Origin of the sequence: uncultured Gimesia sp. (assembly GCF_963972345.1) — a bacterium.
Classification (GTDB): Bacteria; Planctomycetota; Planctomycetia; order Planctomycetales; family Planctomycetaceae; genus Gimesia.
In genome coordinates, this window is sequence record NZ_CAXAVM010000009.1 from 1 (window position 1) to 18,441 (window position 18,441).

At 51.9% G+C, this 18,441-nt stretch carries 16 protein-coding genes; 6 read left to right on the forward strand and 10 right to left on the reverse strand.

Features of this window, described 5'->3' with window-relative positions; translation table 11 throughout:
• On the forward strand, positions 1-1,226 hold a 1,226-nt coding region (locus AACZ40_RS02620; RefSeq protein WP_339673143.1), incomplete at its 5' end, for a DUF1501 domain-containing protein.
• A gap of 3 nt (positions 1,227-1,229) precedes the next feature.
• Here the strand turns inward: AACZ40_RS02620 and AACZ40_RS02625 are convergent.
• Both AACZ40_RS02625 and AACZ40_RS02630 read right to left on the reverse strand, forming a co-directional pair.
• Entirely contained in the window at positions 1,230-1,715 is a 486-nt protein-coding gene (locus AACZ40_RS02625; protein WP_291176793.1) for a hypothetical protein, read from the reverse strand.
• 145 nt (positions 1,716-1,860) lie between these two features.
• On the reverse strand, positions 1,861-2,883 hold the full coding sequence (locus AACZ40_RS02630) for a DUF1559 domain-containing protein (protein WP_339673148.1): 1,023 nt from the start codon (positions 2,881-2,883) through the stop codon (positions 1,861-1,863).
• A 391-nt stretch (positions 2,884-3,274) separates the two neighbouring features.
• Between AACZ40_RS02630 and AACZ40_RS02635 the strand changes: the two genes are divergently transcribed.
• Positions 3,275-3,844 carry a tetratricopeptide repeat protein gene (locus tag AACZ40_RS02635; protein WP_291176799.1) on the forward strand — a complete coding sequence of 190 codons (570 nt, stop codon included), beginning with the start codon at positions 3,275-3,277 and terminating at the stop codon, positions 3,842-3,844.
• Positions 3,845-3,972: 128 nt separating this feature from the next.
• Here AACZ40_RS02635 and AACZ40_RS02640 read toward each other — a convergent pair whose 3' ends face one another.
• Entirely contained in the window at positions 3,973-4,461 is a 489-nt protein-coding gene (locus AACZ40_RS02640) for a hypothetical protein (RefSeq protein WP_291176802.1), read from the reverse strand.
• A 479-nt stretch (positions 4,462-4,940) separates the two neighbouring features.
• Here AACZ40_RS02640 and AACZ40_RS02645 point away from each other — a divergent pair, with 479 nt between their 5' ends.
• Positions 4,941-6,419: an amidohydrolase gene (locus tag AACZ40_RS02645; RefSeq protein ID WP_291176804.1), complete on the forward strand. Its 1,479-nt coding sequence runs from the start codon at positions 4,941-4,943 to the stop codon at positions 6,417-6,419.
• An 11-nt stretch (positions 6,420-6,430) separates the two neighbouring features.
• Here the strand turns inward: AACZ40_RS02645 and AACZ40_RS02650 are convergent, their stop codons facing one another.
• Positions 6,431-7,120, reverse strand: coding sequence for a protein-L-isoaspartate(D-aspartate) O-methyltransferase (locus AACZ40_RS02650; RefSeq protein ID WP_291176807.1), 690 nt, complete (start codon positions 7,118-7,120; stop codon positions 6,431-6,433).
• A gap of 135 nt (positions 7,121-7,255) precedes the next feature.
• On the opposite strand from AACZ40_RS02650, the gene AACZ40_RS02655 reads away from it, so the two are divergent.
• A complete protein-coding gene (locus AACZ40_RS02655) occupies positions 7,256-8,725 on the forward strand; it encodes a sulfatase (RefSeq protein ID WP_339673155.1) in 1,470 nt (489 codons plus the stop codon).
• A 14-nt stretch (positions 8,726-8,739) separates the two neighbouring features.
• Here the strand turns inward: AACZ40_RS02655 and AACZ40_RS02660 are convergent, their stop codons facing one another.
• From AACZ40_RS02660 to AACZ40_RS02675, 4 genes are all read right to left on the reverse strand, one after another.
• Positions 8,740-9,627, reverse strand: a complete 888-nt coding sequence (locus tag AACZ40_RS02660; protein WP_291176813.1) for a sugar phosphate isomerase/epimerase family protein — start codon at positions 9,625-9,627, stop codon at positions 8,740-8,742.
• 49 nt (positions 9,628-9,676) lie between these two features.
• On the reverse strand, positions 9,677-10,693 hold the full coding sequence (gene aroF / locus AACZ40_RS02665; protein ID WP_291176816.1) for a 3-deoxy-7-phosphoheptulonate synthase: 1,017 nt from the start codon (positions 10,691-10,693) through the stop codon (positions 9,677-9,679).
• 450 nt (positions 10,694-11,143) lie between these two features.
• Positions 11,144-12,082 carry a hypothetical protein gene (locus AACZ40_RS02670; protein WP_291176819.1) on the reverse strand — a complete coding sequence of 313 codons (939 nt, stop codon included), beginning with the start codon at positions 12,080-12,082 and terminating at the stop codon, positions 11,144-11,146.
• 231 nt (positions 12,083-12,313) lie between these two features.
• Positions 12,314-13,084 carry a DUF1080 domain-containing protein gene (locus AACZ40_RS02675; RefSeq protein ID WP_291176822.1) on the reverse strand — a complete coding sequence of 257 codons (771 nt, stop codon included), beginning with the start codon at positions 13,082-13,084 and terminating at the stop codon, positions 12,314-12,316.
• A gap of 362 nt (positions 13,085-13,446) precedes the next feature.
• Here AACZ40_RS02675 and AACZ40_RS02680 point away from each other — a divergent pair, with 362 nt between their 5' ends.
• Together AACZ40_RS02680 and AACZ40_RS02685 are read left to right on the forward strand one after the other, a co-directional pair.
• The gene (locus tag AACZ40_RS02680) at positions 13,447-15,171 is read left to right on the forward strand and encodes a sensor domain-containing diguanylate cyclase (protein WP_291176825.1); all 1,725 of its coding nucleotides are present in this window, start codon (positions 13,447-13,449) and stop codon (positions 15,169-15,171) included.
• A gap of 284 nt (positions 15,172-15,455) precedes the next feature.
• Positions 15,456-16,259, forward strand: coding sequence for a glycosyltransferase family 2 protein (locus AACZ40_RS02685; RefSeq protein WP_291176828.1), 804 nt, complete (start codon positions 15,456-15,458; stop codon positions 16,257-16,259).
• A gap of 11 nt (positions 16,260-16,270) precedes the next feature.
• Here AACZ40_RS02685 and AACZ40_RS02690 read toward each other — a convergent pair whose 3' ends face one another.
• Together AACZ40_RS02690 and AACZ40_RS02695 are read right to left on the reverse strand one after the other, a co-directional pair.
• A complete protein-coding gene (locus AACZ40_RS02690) occupies positions 16,271-17,251 on the reverse strand; it encodes a leucine-rich repeat domain-containing protein (RefSeq protein WP_291176831.1) in 981 nt (326 codons plus the stop codon).
• Between the two features lie 33 nt (positions 17,252-17,284).
• Positions 17,285-18,322 carry a mandelate racemase/muconate lactonizing enzyme family protein gene (locus AACZ40_RS02695; RefSeq protein ID WP_339673161.1) on the reverse strand — a complete coding sequence of 346 codons (1,038 nt, stop codon included), beginning with the start codon at positions 18,320-18,322 and terminating at the stop codon, positions 17,285-17,287.
• Positions 18,323-18,441 lie beyond the last annotated feature (119 nt).

Genomic DNA, 18,441 nt, shown 5'->3' on the forward strand with positions numbered 1-18,441 from the left:
ACAAACCGGTGCTGCGCGAACTGCACGGCTCGAATCTGCCCGATTCGGTTAAAGGGACGCAGCGGGTGACGGGCATGACGGCGGGACAGAAATCGTTTCCCGTCGTGGCGCCTTTCTGGGAGATGAAGCAGTGCGGTCAGCATCAGACCTGGATCAGCGAACGGCTGCCTTATACCCAGACGATTGCCGATGACATTACGATTGTCAAATCGGTGCATACCGAAGCGATCAACCACGACCCGGCGATTACATTTATCAATACCGGTTCCCAGCAGATCGGTCATGCGAGCCTGGGTTCGTGGCTGAGTTATGGACTGGGCAGTGAAAATGAAAATCTGCCCGCGTATATGGTGATGCTATCGCAGGGGACGGGGAAGAATCCCGGGCAGCCTCTGTTTGATCGGCTGTGGGGATCGGGTTTTCTGCCTCCCAGTCACCAGGGCGTCAAACTGCGTCCCGGTTCGAGTCCGGTATTGTACCTGTCGAATCCGGCGGGCATCGATCGCAAACAGCGACGGAAACTGTTAGACGATCTGGCGACGCTCAACCGGGGACAGGCGGAAGAGATTGGCGATCCGGAAATTCAGGCGCGGATCAATTCGTACGAGATGGCCTATCGAATGCAGACTTCGGTGCCCGGCCTGATGGATCTGTCCGGCGAGACGGAACAGACGTTCGAAATGTATGGTCCCGAAGCTCGTAAGCCGGGCAGCTTCGCAGCAAACTGCCTGTTGGCGCGACGGATGTCGGAGCGGGGCGTGCGGTTCGTGCAACTGTTTCACCGGGGCTGGGATCAGCATGTGTCCATTAAGAGCCAGTTACCCAACCAGTGTCAGGATGTGGATCAACCTTCGGCAGCGCTGGTCAAAGATCTGAAGCAGCGTGGGCTGCTGGATGAGACGCTGGTGATCTGGGGAGGCGAATTCGGTCGCACCGTTTACAGCCAGGGAGCGATTGGCAGCCCGAGTGCGGGCCGCGACCATCATGGCCGCTGCTTCTCGATCTGGATGGCCGGCGGTGGCATCAAACAGGGTTATGAATACGGCAAAACCGATGATTTCTGTTACAACATTGTCGAGAACCCGGTTCACATCCGCGACATGAATGCGACGATTCTGCACTGCCTGGGCATCGACCACCGGCGACTGACCTACCCCTATCGCGGCCTGGATGCCAAACTGACGGGCGTCGAAGAGGCCCACGTGGTCAAGGGGATTCTGAGCTGATTGTTACATGCGCTTCAGTTCAATTTTCAATGACTCGTTATTCCCGTTCGGATCTATTTTGACTGTGACCGGTGATTTGGACGCATCAGAATAGATGGGGGGTATTATGTCGTTCTGTTCCACAATCTGGATCGGTTCAGTGCTCTTTGCCCCAGCTGCTTCCCCGTCTGCGGGCATGGATTCGGTATCTGGTTCCTGTGACGTGGACTGGTAAATCGTGACGCGGAATTCACCGGCGACGGAACCATCTCCCTCTTCATAAGTAGACATTATAAACGAACCATCTTCTGTAATGGTTCCCCCGGCGGCCTTGCCTTTCTGTGGCGAGACCGGGATGAACGAAATCGCTCCTCCCCCAACCATGGGCTTACCATTATAGATGACAATGCCGCTGGTGGGGAAAACGGGAGCTTTCCCCACATCACCACAGCCTGTCAGTATGCAGGTGAAACAGAGCAGGAGTGAATACTGGCAAGATCGGTATTTCATTAATTTCATAATGCTGCTTTGAACTGAAAGAGGATCAGGTTGATTTCATATCAGGATGACTCAGCGTCATGCAAGGCTCAGAACACAGGTAGCAATGCCGGGTAAGCTTTCAATACTGCCCATGAAATATGAGACTGCCTTGGATTTAAAAGTTTTCGATCACTTCCCGTCCGCCTCGAGTGCTCAATGCCTGCCAGAGTGTCAGGTCGATATTATCTGAGAAGAACCTGACCGAACCATCAGCCATGGCTCCCTGGACGCCACCGGCATGATAGCTGCGAGTTGCGGAATACATTTCGGTATAAGGTGACCCGATCTGGATACAGGGCATTCCTTCATCAGGATAGCTGCGGCAGCCCCAGATCCCATCCGGTGTGGAACTGTTGGGACTGGTCTGAGTGCTGAAAATGTTCGCCCCCATAACTCCGTATGGCCAGGTACCACGGGTGTCCTGGCTGGAAGGGCCGGTTGAACTTTGCAGTCTAAATTTCAGTTCGCTTAAAGCCAATGTATTGGAAGTTCCATCTTTAATATCCCGTATGCCGATGCTGGAGTTATTGCCGAAGATACCCCCGATTTTCGCATTGCTGGTATGTACGCTCCCATATCCGGCTTTGCCGTAGTTGGCGGCATAATTTCCCCGGGCCAGGTGTTCCAGCCCGGTTCCGTTAGCAAACTGCTCTCGATTGACGGGGGGTGACGGACAGAGCATGGCATTATATGGTTTGCTGCCCACATCCATGCCTTGTGAGGTATAGGTTCCATTTCCGAGCCAGTCCTGAACTTCATTGCGTTCATTGGCGATGGTCATGAAATCGTCGAACATGGCCGACTGCTCAAGATTGGCCAGGATCATGAGAATCCAGGAACCCCCAATGGCGACTGCCCCCGAGCCATGGGCTCCGTTCGGATTATCACCCGCACCGTTGACACTGCCGGGGGGAAAGACACCAAAGGTTGAATGGTAGTTCTGTAAGGCGAGTGCGAGTTGTTTTAAATTGTTTTTGCAGCTCGACCGCCTGGCTGCTTCGCGGGCCTGCTGAACTGCCGGGAGTAATAAAGCCACGAGGATGGCAATAATGGCAATGACGACCAGTAATTCTATCAAGGTAAAAGCCTGTCGACGATGAATCCGGGAAATGAAGTGGAAGCAGGAATCTTTGCGCATCGTGTGTTCCTTGTTAGTGAGAGCAACGGTATGAGAGTAGAACCACAAATATGAGAGTGACAGATTTCTGAAATCAAAAAGAGGCTACTCTGCGAAGCATGGTCTTCCTGCGTTTAAGCTATCTATCGATTTTCAGACGTTCAATGTCATTCTAAGAGAGTCGACATTTATTCATCGATCTTTAACCCGTCGTTAATACGAAGTTGTTACGAAACACTCACCGATGAAAACAAATCGTATTGCAGGAAATGGTAGTTCTGGTTTACATTACGGGCAGAGGGGGTTACTGCTGCCTGCTGCCGGCTGGATTCGAAGATGCTGTAACATATTGCTGGTAAAAGGCTTGTGTGCATACTGTCTGGCTGGGACGGTCGAACAAGGATGTTCTGTGATGCTGAAACTGTCTTTCCGCCTGCTGTCGTGCGGTGTGCTGCTGTTGTGTAGTCTCGCTGCCTGTATTCCCGTTCCGATGACCAAGCCGGAACTCTATCGACCGCTGGCTGACTTTACGCCGCAGGATGGCGTTTACGATTTTGAGACAAAGCAGGCGAAATTCAATGTGGCCCTGGATGATAATCCCAACGATGCGGATGTGCGATTTGCCCGGGCGCTGCTTTACATGGGAGTGGGGCGGTATGCTTCCGCCGAGGATGATCTGACGGCCGCGATCAAGGTGGCGGAGAAAGAGCGCGGCTATGATTCCGAGCGGCTGGCTTCGATCTATGTGCACCGGGGGCTGATCCGCTGGGGTGATGAAAAAGCGGAACTGGCGATCAACGACTATTCCCGGGCGATTGAACTGGACCCTGCTAACTGGGAAGGCTACTTCCATCGCTGGCTGGCTTATCATTTCCAGGGTGAGGATGAGAAGGCAGAGCGGGATCGCAAGCAGGGGATGAAACTCGAGCCGGAAGTGTTCAGCCGCGAATACGTGCTGCGCTATGACGGGATCGTGCTATAGGCGGATACTGGAATGCTGCCAGAATTTCTTTAAGGATAGGCTCCCATCTGGCAGTCCGTTTCAACAGTGAAGCTGCTGAAGCCAGTATTCCGTTATCACATCTGACCAGTCGTTTCAGTGCTCATTTTTCATCTACCTGCTGAATCGTTTTTTGGAGATGGTTCACCTGTCATCCGGTAATAATCTTTGTGAACGAGTTTCCGTGTTTCTTTGAGCTCTTCCACTGACATGTTCTTGATCTTTTCCAGAGTCAGGTTTCGTATAAAGCGTTTCTGCCGTGGCTGGGTGGGGGTGTCGAGGCCGAGCAGTTTATCCATGCGTTCGCGGCAACGGATCTGTTCACGTTCAGAGAGATTTGGATTACTGAGCTTATACAGGTAAAAGTGATATGCTTCGGCACGCATCTGCTCCAGGGGGACCGTCACACTTTCGACCATTTCCCGGCGGGCACGTGTGATATAACGTTCGACGGAGCGGGGAGAGAGCTGAAATTCTTTACTGACGACCCGTTTGATTTCAGACGGGTGTTTGTGCATGCCGAGTAATGCCTTGATGGTCTGCAGCAGATGATGACGCTGTTCGCGGGTGATACGGGTTCGGGGAGAAGGTGTGGTCATGGTCTGGTCTCCTGAGAAGAGAATAAAAGAAACGTTAGTGCGATGTACGAGATCATGCAGGTTGGCTCGGGCAGGTCAACCGCATTCATGCGCCGCTTTGACTTTGTTTTTGTTGCCTGAGCGTGTCAGGCGGAGTAAGGATGCGGAAAACGTTCTGAAAGCGGGTTCGAAAAGTGGTGAAGCAATCTGCAGTTGTGTCTCGAAAACAGGTGATGTTCCAGTGAATCCAGCAGCCAGATCACTGATCAGATTCATCCTGGTTCGTTGTATTTACCAAGATGAAAAGCGGGCAACGCGCGCGACGCATAACTGCGTAATTTCGGCAGCGGCACGGGTGAGTCAAGTTGAATTCTTTCACGGGTACGCGTCGAACTGCTCAAATGGTAGTGAACCGGAAAAAGAGATGACAACCTGCGCAGGCTTTGGTAGTCTGAACTGATCCCATTTCAAAAAACATTCCGATTACGGAGAGAAAGACCATGATGCGAGCGACTTTTGTAAGAGTTGTCGGATGTGTTCTGAGTGTGCTGTTGCTGTTCCGCTTTGTCGATGCGGAGGAAAAAGAACCGGAGAAACTGAGTGCAGCCCAGCAGACAGCCGTCGATGATATCACCCGTCGTGCGGACGACCTGAAAGCCGTGAATCAGTCAATCTGGAATTATGCGGAAGTCGGTCTGCAGGAAAATCAGTCCTCGCAACTGCTGATAGAGAAACTGAAACAGGACGGGTTTACGGTGAAGAGTGGTGTGGCCGATATGCCGACGGCATTTGTAGCGAGTTATGGAAGCGGAAAACCCGTGATTGGGATTCTTGCGGAATACGATGCATTACCCGGCCTGTCTCAGAAGACGGTTCCCTTTCGTGAAGCACAAACGGAAGGCGGCGCGGGACACGCCTGTGGTCACAGCGGGCTGGGAACAGCCGCTCTGGGGGCCGCACTGGCGGCGAAGGAGGCGATCGACAAGCATCAGTTAAAAGGAACCGTGCGTCTGTATGGAACGCCGGCGGAAGAGACGGGACTGGGAAAAGTTTACATGCTGCTGGACGGACAGTTCAAGGATCTGGATATCTGTCTGCACTGGCATCCCTCGAATAACACCAACGTGCATCTGGGGAGTTCGAAAGCACTGGTGTCGGTCAAGTTCACCTTCACCGGTCTGCCCGCGCATGCTTCGGTCAGTCCGGAGAGTGGCGTGAGTGCGCTGGATGCGGTTGAGCTGATGAATACCGGGGTGAATTTTATGCGCGAGCACGTCAAGGAAGACGCGCGGATGCATTACGTGATTATTGACGGCGGTGGTCAGCCGAACGTGGTTCCTGCCCAGGCGACCGTCTGGTATTACGTGCGGGCCAATACACATGAGGATTTGGAACGGAATTATCAATGGGTCGTTGACATTGCTAAAGGGGCGGCACTGATGACCCGGACCAAACTGGCTATCCAGGTTGACACGGATAATCACGAGTTGATTCCCAATACGCCTTTGTCGGAAGTGATTCACGAAAAGCTGACGACCATCGGCCCGCCTCAATTTTCGGAAGAAGAGAAAGCATTTGCCCGCCGGATTCAGCAGCCTCTGATCGAGGAATTCGGTCAGCAGTTTCCCGTGGCGATCGACAGTCGGGTGCATACACTGCTGGAATCCCGAACGTCGTCTAAAGGTTCGACTGATGTAGGGGATATCAGCTGGCATATTCCGACGGGGGGATTACGGACCACCTGTTTTGCTGCAGGGAACCCCGGTCACAGCTGGCAGAATGTGGCCTGTATCGGTTCTTCGATTGGTGAGAAGGGAATTCTCTATGCAGCCCAGGCACTGGCGGCCACGACGGTTGAACTCATGGAGAACCCGGCGCTGGTGACAGAAGCCAAAGCGGACTTTGATCAGCGGATGAAAGACCGAAAATACATCACCCTCATTCCGAAAGGACAGAAACCACCTGTAAAAATCCGCTAATCAACGGCCGGTTATTCAGGACGATCAGAAGGGTGCCCGAATTTACCGATCAGCGGGACGAAAACGAATGCGCCCAGGTTTTCCTCGGTGAGCTTTCCGTTGTGAAGCGTGAATCGATACATGCGCTGACCGGTGGTTTCAGAGCCGAGGGGGATGATGATTCTTCCCCCCTCGTTCAGCTGTTGCTGGTAGGGCTCAGGTAACCGCTCTGCCGCCGCAGTGACGATGATGGCATCGAAGGGAGCAGCCTGTGCAAGACCGAGAGTGCCATCATCGGTGTAGACGTGGACATTGTCATAGCAGAGTCGCTGGAGTCGCCCGGTCGCCTCTTCGGCAAGTTCGGGGATGCGTTCGACAGTATGGACTTCACGTGCGAGTTGTGAGAGGACGGCGGCGCCGTAACCGGAGCCTGTGCCGATTTCGAGGACACGTTCGTCTCCCGTCAACTGGGCTGCTGCGCACATGAAGGCTACGGTGTAGGGCTGCGAGATGGTCTGGTGACAGTCGATGGGGAGCGCGCAATCGTTGTAGGCAAAACGCTGCGACCCTGGTGGGACAAACTGTTCGCGGGGAATACATTTAATGGCTGCAAGGACGCGGGGATCGTGGATGTCTCGCTGGCGAAGATGCTTTTCGACCATGGTCTGTCTGGCATTTTCGAATGGATCATCGTTGAGACTGGATTCGGAATGACTGCTCATGAGAGTACCTTTCCGGAAAATGTGTCGCTCAGTTCTAAGGAAAAAACGATATCGGTCTGTTATAATTCTATTGTGTCTGATTGAAGTTACTGCGTACATCCTTTTCGGAGATGATTTTGAATTATGTGGATTCGAATGAACGCCTGCTGTCTGGTTGCTGTTTTAAGTATGCTGCTTGTACAGAGTCAAAATTCCGCTGCGGAGACTTCCGGGAAATCGCAGCCGAATGTGCTGTTGATTGCCATTGATGATTTACGCACAGAACTGGGGTGTTACGGCCTGCCTTATGTGCAGAGTCCGTCGCTGGATCAACTGGCGTCAGAAGGCGTACTGTTTACCAATCATTTTGTGCAGGTTCCTACCTGTGGCGCATCCCGCTATGCCATGCTGACGGGGCGGAGTCCGCAGAATTCGGGAGTGACCCGCAAAAACCAGGCGTTTTACAGTGGTCCCTCAGCCTTGTCTGCGAAACAGACAGCCGGTGCGCAGACGATGCCCGAGCTGTTTAGGCGGAGTGGCTACCGGACGACGTGTATTGGAAAAATCTCCCACACGGCCGACGGTCGGGTCTTTGAATATAACGGGCAGGGGGATGGCCGGGATGAACTTCCTCATGCGTGGGATGAGCTGGCGACTCCTTTTGGATCCTGGAAACGGGGCTGGGGAATCTTCTTCGCGTATGCGAACGGACGCAGTCGGGAGGATGGCAGCGGAATCCGGGACCTGATGGAATTCAAAGTAGAACAGGATGAAGATCTGCCCGATGGTCTGCTGGCGAAAACAGCGATCGAGAAACTGCTAGAATATAAACAGGGAGATCAGCCTTTTTTCCTGGGACTGGGTTTCTTCAAGCCTCATTTGCCGTTTGTCGCGCCGCAACAGGACTGGGAGGCGTTTGAGAATGTGAAAATTCCCCCGGTCCCCCACCCGGAGAAACCAGGGTCGACGTACTGGCATAAGAGCGGGGAATTCTACAGTTATGATATGGAGTATGAGAAAACACGCCCCCTGTCACCCGCAGCGCGGGAGAATGTGCGAAGAGGATATCTGGCGTGTGTACGTTATACAGATCGGCAGGTGGGAAAGGTTTTAACGGCCCTGGATGAGCTGGGACTGCGCGAGAATACGATTGTGATCGTGTGGGGCGATCATGGCTGGTTTCTGGGGGATTCTGCATTATGGGCCAAGCATGCGCCTTTGGAACGGGCTTTGAAGAGTACGTTGATGATTCGGGCGCCAGGTGTATCAGCAGCGGGATTGAAGTCGGCGGCTCTGGTGGAGACCGTGGATATTTATCCCACGCTGATTGATTTGTGTCAGCCGGCATTTCGGAAGACGGAGTATCCGCTGGATGGTAAAAGTCTGAAACCGATTCTGACGGGTGAGCAGAAAGAGATACGCGAGGCGGCGCTCAGTTACTGGAATGACGCGGTGAGTGTGCGTACTCAGCAGTATCGATTGACGACAACGTTGAACAAGGGGAAGCCAGGCAAAATTGAGCTGTATGATATTATTGAGACGCCGGACCCGGTAGAGAACCTGGCGAAATCAAAACCAGAGGTCGTGAAAAAGCTGCTGCAGTATCTCCCCGCGCAGAAAAAATAAGCGGGGATCGGGGATCAGAGCAGATGCGTTTTCATCCAGGTCAGGTATTCGCTGGCATAGGCATTCAGATTATCAAGGCTGCCTCCGCCGCGGATGGGAGAACACATTTCATAGGTGGCGATGCCATTGAAGCCGCCCTCTTTTAAGCCATGGAAGAACGCAGAGTAATCGATGAAACCCGTTCCGAATTTGACAGCGCGGACCAGATCCGGTTCCTGTCGCTGATAGTTGATGAGATCGGGCTGGTAAGTAAAGCGGGGCAACCTGATGTAGTCGGCATTGGTGGTGATTGCGGTATGCGGGGCCATTTTGCGAGCGGCATCGAACAGGTTTTCGCCGCGCAGGGCAGGTGACCAGGCATCGAAGCCGAGTTTGCAGTTGGGGCGGTCGATATCAAACAGGAGTTCCAGCAGGGCATCGGAATGAACACCGACATCGTGGTGGTTCTGAACGGCGACCGTCACGTTGAACTCAGCGGCCCGGTCACAGCATTCCTGTAACGCGGATACCGTCTGGTTCCAGAGTGCCTGGGGAGTCTGACGGGGAGAATCGTAGGCGGTAAATATGCGAACCGTCGAGGCGCCCAGCTGACTGGCGATTTCCGCGAGTTGCTGGACGTATTGAATCTGCAGTTCGATCAGGGGAACTTCGGCTGCAGCAGACCCAGCAAAATCAGTATAGCCGCCGATGATGGCGCAATTCACCCGGTGATGTTCGAGGGCTCCCTTGATGGATTCGATCAGTTCCGGAGAACTGTCAAGGGGAGCCAGATGGGGACGTTTTCCCATGAGCATCACGGAATCGTAGCCCAGTTTTGCAGACTGGGCGATGAATTCATTCAGGCTCAAGGCATGCTGTCCCCAGAAACCGGCATAACTGACTGAAAAAAGACAGAGCTTCATGAACGGACTCCCGGGAACAGGTCGCTTCAAATGATGGAGGACGGCTGGTTTATCCTAATTCTTTTCCGACGGCTGCTGCAACCTTGCGACAGAGATCCATCGTTTGAGAGAAGGCATCCGGAGTCAGTGACTGGGCGCCATCACTCATGGCGCGGGAGGGATCCGGGTGAACTTCGAGGATCAGGCCATCACAGCCGGCGGCGATCGCAGCGGCACACATGGGAGGTACCAGGCTGGCGATGCCTGTCCCATGACTGGGATCGATGACGACGGGCAGGTGAGTGCGTTCATGCAGGTAAGGAACGGTGGCCAGCGGGAGTGTGAAACGGGTGTGTGTTTCGAATGTTCGTACGCCGCGTTCACAAAGCATCACCTGTTGATTGCCCTGATCGAGGATGTATTCGGCAGCCAGGAGGAATTCTTCGATCGTGGCGGAAGGGCCGCGTTTGAGCAGAACGGGCAGACGGGTTTCGCCGACCGCCTGCAGGAGATGGTAGTTCTGCATATTGCGGGCGCCGATCTGCAGGACGTCGGCATACTGGCATAACAGATCAACATGGTTGGGTGTCATGACTTCCGTGACGACGGCGAGGCCGGTTTCTTCGCGTGCCAGTGCCAGGAGTTTGAGGCCTTCTTCTTTCATGCCCTGGAACGAGTAGGGACTGGTACGCGGCTTGAAGGCACCGCCTCGTAAACCGGTGGCACCGGCGGCTTTGACCTGGTGGGCAACCTGCAGTATCTGTTCTTCACTTTCCACGGAGCAGGGACCCGCGATCACGCCGACATGGGAACCACCTATTTTGAGTCCGTGAGTGGTGACGATCGTAGGTTCGGGTTTGGTTTCTTTGCTGGCAACTTTATAAGCGGCGACGATCGGGACGACTTTTTCGACTTCCGCGCAGGATTCCAGTACTTCCTGGTGCCCGTCCCGTTTGATGCCGGCAGCGGCAATGACGGTCCGTTCTTCGCCGACGATGACATGGGCTTTGAGGCCCATTTCTTCGACGCGTCTGACCATGGCCTGGACCATTTCTTCAGTAGCATTGGGTTTCATAACAACAATCATGGCGTTGACTCATTTCTATTTCAGTCTCAGGGAATAAAAAAAGCCCTGTAACCAGTCAGGTTACAGGGCCAATCGATTTCAGGGGTGTTCATCAGTTATGAACGGTATGTATTCGATCGGTCAGGTAACCTGTGCCGGTAAACCAATAGCTCAAAAAGTGCCAGGCTGAAAAAAAGGACAGCCGCACAAAATTAAAGCTAAAAGTACCAAACCGATGTGTCACGGAGAAACTCCAAAACGAACAAAATAGGATTTCTATCGAATTTCTTTCAATGGAAATCCAATGCGTAGATCATACTCCTGTAGAACAAATCAAGTCAACCGGGAAAATCAAAAAGTTTCTCAATCGGTGTGAGAGCCAGACTGTTTCCGGTTTTCCTGTAGCGTCTGCAGAGCCCTTCGGACCGGGTATAATAGATCGAGAGCGGTTATTGTAAAATGTGACGCGCTCTAGAAATGAGGTCCCTTGGGACTTCGCTTATGGAGATGTGAAAAGCTGATGCCCTGGTTGGGGGGAGTGGCTTTGATTCCCTGTTGCTTCTGGCCCGTTGGTTTGAAGTGTGGAGGCTTTGTCGTCGTGGCAGCAGAGCCCGGGAGTGGTATGCGAAACAGCTCCGGAATTCGATCCGGGTGTGTTTCGTCGGCGAATCCACTGCGTGAGATGCGAATCTGCTGGATCGATTTCATCAGCGCGGACTGGTGGAAGCAGTCTGCAGGGTAACAGGCCATGATGGTTGCGAGCATTTTTTCCCAGTGGTCACTGCTCTGACTGGTCAGTCCGGCTGGGAACGAAATGCGTAAACCGGCTGTGATCAGTTCCCAGGTTTGAACGGGAGAAGGGGCATTCAGGTTCGTTGCCTGGTCTTCTCCAAAATCGCGGGCGCGTTCCGGTTCGTGCGCAAATTCCTGCATGTTGTAGCGCAGTACAAACTGCCCCAGCATCAGATCGGTCCAGCGTTCGATGGACCGTCTCGTACGATTGATTCGTTTAAGTGCCTCGAGACTCAGATGATTTTCTGCCACCATTACTGCCAGCACAACTCGTTTCAGATCCAGAAATGCCAGAAAAAGACTGCGTGCGATTGGTTCTGCCTGACACTGTTTCCGCTTTTGATCTGTAGCCGCGAAAACTGTCGTGACGATTCGTATCAGCATTTCTTCGGCGAAGAAATCTTTGAAGATGACTTCGAGTTCTGATTCCGAGAGATCTTGCGGAATATCAGATTGTGCCAGCGGCTCAAGTATACGTCGTCGTTGTTTCAGATGTTCCTGCCCGTGATACCAGAAGTCACAGAGTACGTCGGACGAAAAGGGGGCTGTTCCTTCAATGAGAGCAAGACTTTGAGATGCAATGACTGCTGTGATTTCTGCGGTAATTTGCGAATTCAATGGAATGCCGTTCTGCCTTGAGAGTGAAATGACCCGGAGCCTGGAATCACGAAGAATTCCAATACTTTCTCTGGCAGGGTAAACGCAAACGGAATACCACTTTCATGGGGAATCGTAAGTCTGTTCCTAAAGACCGTTCTTAGAACGGCTTATGAGGGAAGAGCACTTATCGAATTAATAACCCGTGATGACTTAATCCATCGGCGTGTTGCTCAAAATCAACATGTGGTTTTATTTCTGCGGTGCTGTTTTGGCGACTTCTTCAGGAGTCAGTTTTCTCAGGCGGATATTCTTCAATGCAGCAGTGGTGCAGAAGGAAGTGAATCCAAACGGTCGGGAGAGTTCGACTTCGTGGCGGATTGAGATTTTGCGATCTTTCAGATTCTGATCCACAATCTGCTTTCCATCCAGCCAGACCTGAATTTTATGGTCGGTCACCTGCAGACGGATTTTATACCATTGATTTTTTTTGAATGTCTGAAAGGTGGTCGTACTGTTTTGTGAGGCATCATCTCCGTCGATACTGGAGATGCCACACAAGCTTCCCCCCCAGCCGCCTAAAATCAGTGAACAGGGATCCTTCTTGACGGGGAAAGTCAGTCCACAGAAAAAGTCAGTCCCGTCAACCCGCATGGCTTCCAGTTCCACTTCATAATTTGTCAGGGGAAGGTTTTTGGTATCGACGAGCGTTGCACCGGTCAGATCAACGCCCATTTCCAGGATCAGGTTTCCCTTCTCGACATGGACTTCGCCTTCCCCTCCGAATTGAGGGACTTTCCAGCCATCCAGGTTCTTACCATTGAACAGCGAAATCCACTCGTGTTCCGGCTGTTTCCCTGTTTTTTGAGAGGCGTTCGTTTTCCTGGCGTCCTCTTTTTCTGGGGGCGTATCTGCTGAGACAGACTGAGCAGTCAGCCAGCTGAAAGTGAGAACCAGTAGCAGACAGGTTTTCGGCAGGAAGCACTGATAAACCGGGGTTCCAAAATGATTTAAAATATTCATAGCAGACCTGACGCTTTGTCAAAAGGTGGGGAAATGGTAAATCGTTGAGCCAGAAACCTGTTGCGGTTCAAGCGGTCTGGACCTCATCCTGTTTCAGAGAAAACGGTTAGAATCGCTACGCGACAGACTTTTCCCTATTAGAGAATAATGGTGACCAAACCGAAAGCCAAAAATATCGGTTTAACGGGATTATAACGAATTCAGGGGTCAGGCAAAATGATGAGCTCAAATCGTGGTGTGAGTCAGAAAAATGTGTTCATCTATCCGCGTTTTCTGAGCTAGGTTTTTGATGAACCTCGTGGAGATTCCGCGGCATTCATCAGATATAATCTCGTTTGCAGGTCAGAAAGCGCAGGGCTCAGTTGTCTTACCTAATTGCATCCATCATCGAAGTGGTCACTCAAAATGTCTCGCAGGGCGTTACAAACGCCAGTGTTGCAGCCATCGCCGGTGTCTGTCTTCTGCAATACATTGTTTACACTTTTAAGATGTCAGCAGTACGGAAAGAAAACGAACAGTTCCAGCGTAACCTTTCTGAATTTGAAGAAGAGCTGCATGATATTCAGTCCGATCGGGCGATGACGCTGATCGAGAATCATATTTTAAGAGAGTTCGTCTCACAGTCCGATTTTGATCAGGCAATTGAGCTGCTTTTAAAACGCTACGTTCCATCACTGCGAGATGGATTCGGCTTGTACCTGAATCACATTAATGGTGAATTTAAACTGCGTGAATCACGGGGAATTTCGCGGAATACAAAAGCGGTTTACGAAATTGACCGGAGTATTCTGACGCAGTTGCGGAATCAGAACGTGCTGGTATTGCGTGGTGAGAAACTGAGAGAATCGAGTATCTATCAATGTTTTCACGATCAGGACAAAGCGCGGATTCAAAAGCTGTGCCTGCTGGCCGTGTATGACAAAAAAGATATTTCCGGAATCTTTATCACGACTGAACTGTATCCCGAAGGTGTTGATGAAGTACAGCAGGTTAAGCTGGCGAAGCGGTTACTGATCTGTGTTTCGCGTAATATTGTCAAGAATCAGGATTTTGAATCACATCGGTTTGAGTTACGCGTCACGCGGGAACAGCTTGAATTACGATCTCTGGCAGATCAGCAGTTCAAGACACCGGTAATTATGCTGGAAGAGTTTCTGGATCGATTAAGACATTTGACCAATTCGAGTAGAGCAGGGTTATTTCTTTCGACTCCCGGCGACGCCAGTGGCTGTAAGGCGATCGTCGAATGTGGTATCACGCTCCAGTCAGGAGTGAAAGCCCGCTGGCGGGAACATGAGATGAACCTGGTACAACTCGGGCTCAATTCCGGAGAAAATACGTCTCTTTCGGGCGATCAACTGGAGAACCATGGGATCCGTTCCCTGGTCGGGGCTGCCTTGATCTCGCCACTGATCACAAACCGGAAACGCATTGGTGTGCTCTGTCTGACCAGTCAGGACAGTCAACCTTATGATGAACGATCTTTAAGACTGATCTCGTGGGCATCGCAGTTTTTGTCGAATACACTTCTGAAAGTGCTCAACCATGCGACGATTGAACGCCAGGCGCGGCAGGATGGATTAACGGGGCTGGTCAATCGGCGCTCATTTGATGAACTGTTTGAAGATGAGTTTCATCGGGCTCAGTCAGCCGAGACTGCCTGTTCTCTCATTTTAATCGACCTGGATCACTTCAAAGCGGTCAACGATAATTATGGTCACCAGGCGGGGGATGAAGTCCTGCGACGAGTGGCACAGATTTTACGAGAACGGATCCAGGAGATACGATCATCGGATAACGTCATCGCCGCCCGTTATGGTGGTGAAGAGCTGGCGATCCTGTTACCGGAAGTCGGATTGACGGGTACAGAACGTATCGCAGAAGTCATTCGGCATTCGATTGAAGTGAGTGTCATCGAATTCAATGAAGTTCGTATTCCTGTCACAGCCAGCCTGGGGATTTCGACTTATTCACCCCATGTGATGGACAGTGTTCAGGCGATGCTGGCAGCTGCAGACAGCGCCCTTTATCAGGCAAAAGCAGAAGGCCGCAATCGAATCTGCAGCCTGAGTTCCGCTCCGGTTTAAGCGATTCCTTAAAACGAGACTGTTTTGACTTGTTTACGTCTCTCTTCTCGTAAACAATGCATTCCGATGTCTGACCGGCTCGCATTAGTTGTGTATAAGCAGTCTAGACTGTGTCCAATTTTACTGTAGCGTCTCCAAGGCCATTTGGGTTGAGTATAATAGAATGTGAGACGCTATGGTTAAATGTGACGCGCTCTAGCTGTGGTCATCGCGGTATTCCTGTTCTGTAAGGGAAGCAGAACAGCCAACCTTTCATGCTCTGAATCTCTGAATTTGATAGTCTTATGTCCGATCCTGAATCCAGCTCAAACAGTTCCGTACCTCAACCGGGGCGAGGGCGTGTGATCGCTGTGATGCCTGCCTACAACGCTGCCAGTACCCTGGAACGGACCGTGGCTGACATCCCGGAAGGCTCCGTTGATGAAATCGTGCTGGTCGATGACTGCAGCAGTGATAACACCGTTGAAGTGGCCAAGCGGCTGGGGTTAACGGTCATTCAGCATGAGCGAAATAAAGGTTATGGTGGAAACCAGAAGACCTGCTATCGTTATGCCCTGTCTGCAGGGGCAGACTTTGTTGTGATGATTCATCCCGATTATCAATATGACAGTCGCGTGATTCCGGTAGCAACCGAACTGATCCGACTGGGAATCTGCGATGTGATTCTTGGTTCCCGAATCCGAACCCGTGCGGAAACCCTGGCGGGGGGGATGCCTTTTTATAAGTATGTTGCAAACCGTTTCCTGACCATTGTCGAAAATATCGCACTGGGACAGAACCTGGGAGATTTTCACAGTGGGTTTCGTGCTTACAGCCGTGAAGTCCTGGAGACAGTTCCCTTCGATAAGAATTCAGACGATTTTATTTTCGATACGCAATTCCTGGCGCAGGCGGTACACTGTGGATTCAAGCTGAGCGACATCCCGGTTCCAGTCCGTTATTTTGAAGAAGCATCGAGTATCAATTTCAGACGCAGTGCCCGTTATGGGATTCTGACTCTGGCTGTCATGCTGCAATACTGGTTGAACCGTCTGAAGATCTGGAAATCGGATCTGTTCTCGCAGGACAGGCAGTATATTGTCGATTGACTGAGGCCTGTTTAATTTTCAGATTTTTGATGCTTTGGAGCCGGCTGAGCCGCATCGTATTCCTTCCAGAATTCATCAGCGGCTTTAACAGTCTCAAAGCTGGTGCCCAGACCTTGAATGGTGGGGTTTTCTCTGATCACGTCCATGCCTTTTGTGATGTTGGCAGGTGTGAATATCAGCCGCTGCAAAGGCATGCCTTTCAGAGGCGTCAAATCGGTGACAGCAGAATTCGCCAGGTTCAGACGTAGAAACTGCATGCCTCTCAAAGGAGAGAGATCGGCGACTTTCGTATCCTGAATATCCAGGCTCTCCAGCAGCATGCCTTTGAGCGGAGACAGGTCCGTAATTTCGGTACTGGGAATCCAGAGTGTTTTAAGAGGCAGTGTATTGACCAGACCCAGGCTTTTGACTTTGGTATCAAACAGATTGAGTTGATTAAGGGGCATGCCCTCCAGTGGGGAAATGTCCGAAACGGGAGTGTGCTCCATTCTGAGAATACGAATGGGCATACCCTGTAACGGACTGAGATCACTCACAAAGGATCCTTCCAGATAGAGTTCCTGTAGTTTCATTCCTTTCAGAGGACTCAGATCGGTAACCGGACAATGTGTGAGATCCAGGTACTGCAGATCCATGCCTTTCAGCGGGCTTAAGTCGGATACCGGGCAGTTCATCAGATCCAGGAACTGCAGTTTCAGAGCTTTGAGTGCAGAAATATCTTCCACGCCGATCAGTTTGGCTGAAATGATAATCCCTTTTTCTTTTCCGAATTCCGCATTGTTCTGGTAGTCGGGATTATCTTTTTTCAGGCGTTCGTGAATATCCTGTTCGGAGATGATCACTGGACCGGCAGGAGCGACCGGGACGGGGGGATCTGCTTTGGTTGTTTTCGCCTTGTTGTCGGGCGCAGCTTCCTGGCTGCAGCCGTTCACCAGAATGATACTGATAGCAGAAATCAGAAAAGGGAAAATCAGCTGGCTTGGTTTATACATATTATTCAGCATTTCAGTGGAGATGGATTCGAGTCAGTTTACAAGTGGCAGACGACGTTCATCGAATAACAGACCGAAGCCGGGCCGGTCTGAAACTTCGATCATGCCCTGTTGGATATCCGGTTGTCCTTTGACCCAGGTCATCCAGGGGCGACCGGTCTCTGCCAGTGGCTGGGAATCCAGGGCAGCGATCGCGTGCAACGCCCAGATTTCGCAACCCCGATGCGGACAGACACGCAAGCCGGCTTCCTGTGCCATTGTGTAGATTTTGATCAGTTCCGTCAAACCACCACACCAGTTGACATCAGGCTGGAGCACTGTATGCAGATGCTGTTCGATGAGCGGACGAAACGCTTCTGCAGTAAATTCATGCTCGCCTCCCGCGATGGGGACTGCCGATTTATCTTTGAGGACTGCGTAGCCGGCCAGATCATCCGGGGAGAGGGGTTCTTCAATCCATTCGATCTGAAACGGTTGGATCTCTTGCGCAATGGAGATGGTAGTTTCGATGTCCCATTTCATCCAGGCGTCGACCATCAGTAAAGGAGAAGGGCCGATGCTGTTTCGCGCCTGCTCAATGGAGGCGACCATCAATTCGCGTTGTTCCGGGGCAGCCACTTTTCCCAGATGTAATTTATAACCGGCATGCTCAGCGGTTGTCGCGAGATCTTCGGCAGACCAGACCGTGTGATAAGTCGGTATTTTTGTCCCGGGAGTGCCTCCCAGCAGTGCGACCACGGGTTGCTGTACCCGCTTTCCCTGCAGGTCCCACAGCGCGAGATCGACTCCGCTGATGGCCATGATGGCAATTCCTTTTCGGCCGAATGCCAGCGTGGCTTGATACATCTCGTCCCAGAGTCGTGAAATCTCCTCCGGGTTTCTGCCAAGCAGGAGATCGCGGAGAACGGTCGTGACCACGTGTTGTCCTGCCAGACCTCCTCCGCCGACACCATAGCCGGTCAAACCCGCGTCGGTATCGATGGCGACGAGAATCTGACCCAGGCTGGTACGCCAGTCGGGAGGCGAGTTTGTGCCTGCTGGTTGTATTGCGCGGACGTTTGTGATTTTCATGCTGCTATTCTACTGAAAAATGATAGAAAAAGCAGGGATCTTAAACGAGATGGTCGGTCAGAATCCGGGGAAATCTGTAACGTAAGATTCAGAAGCGAAGACGAGAAAGCAGTGTCGAG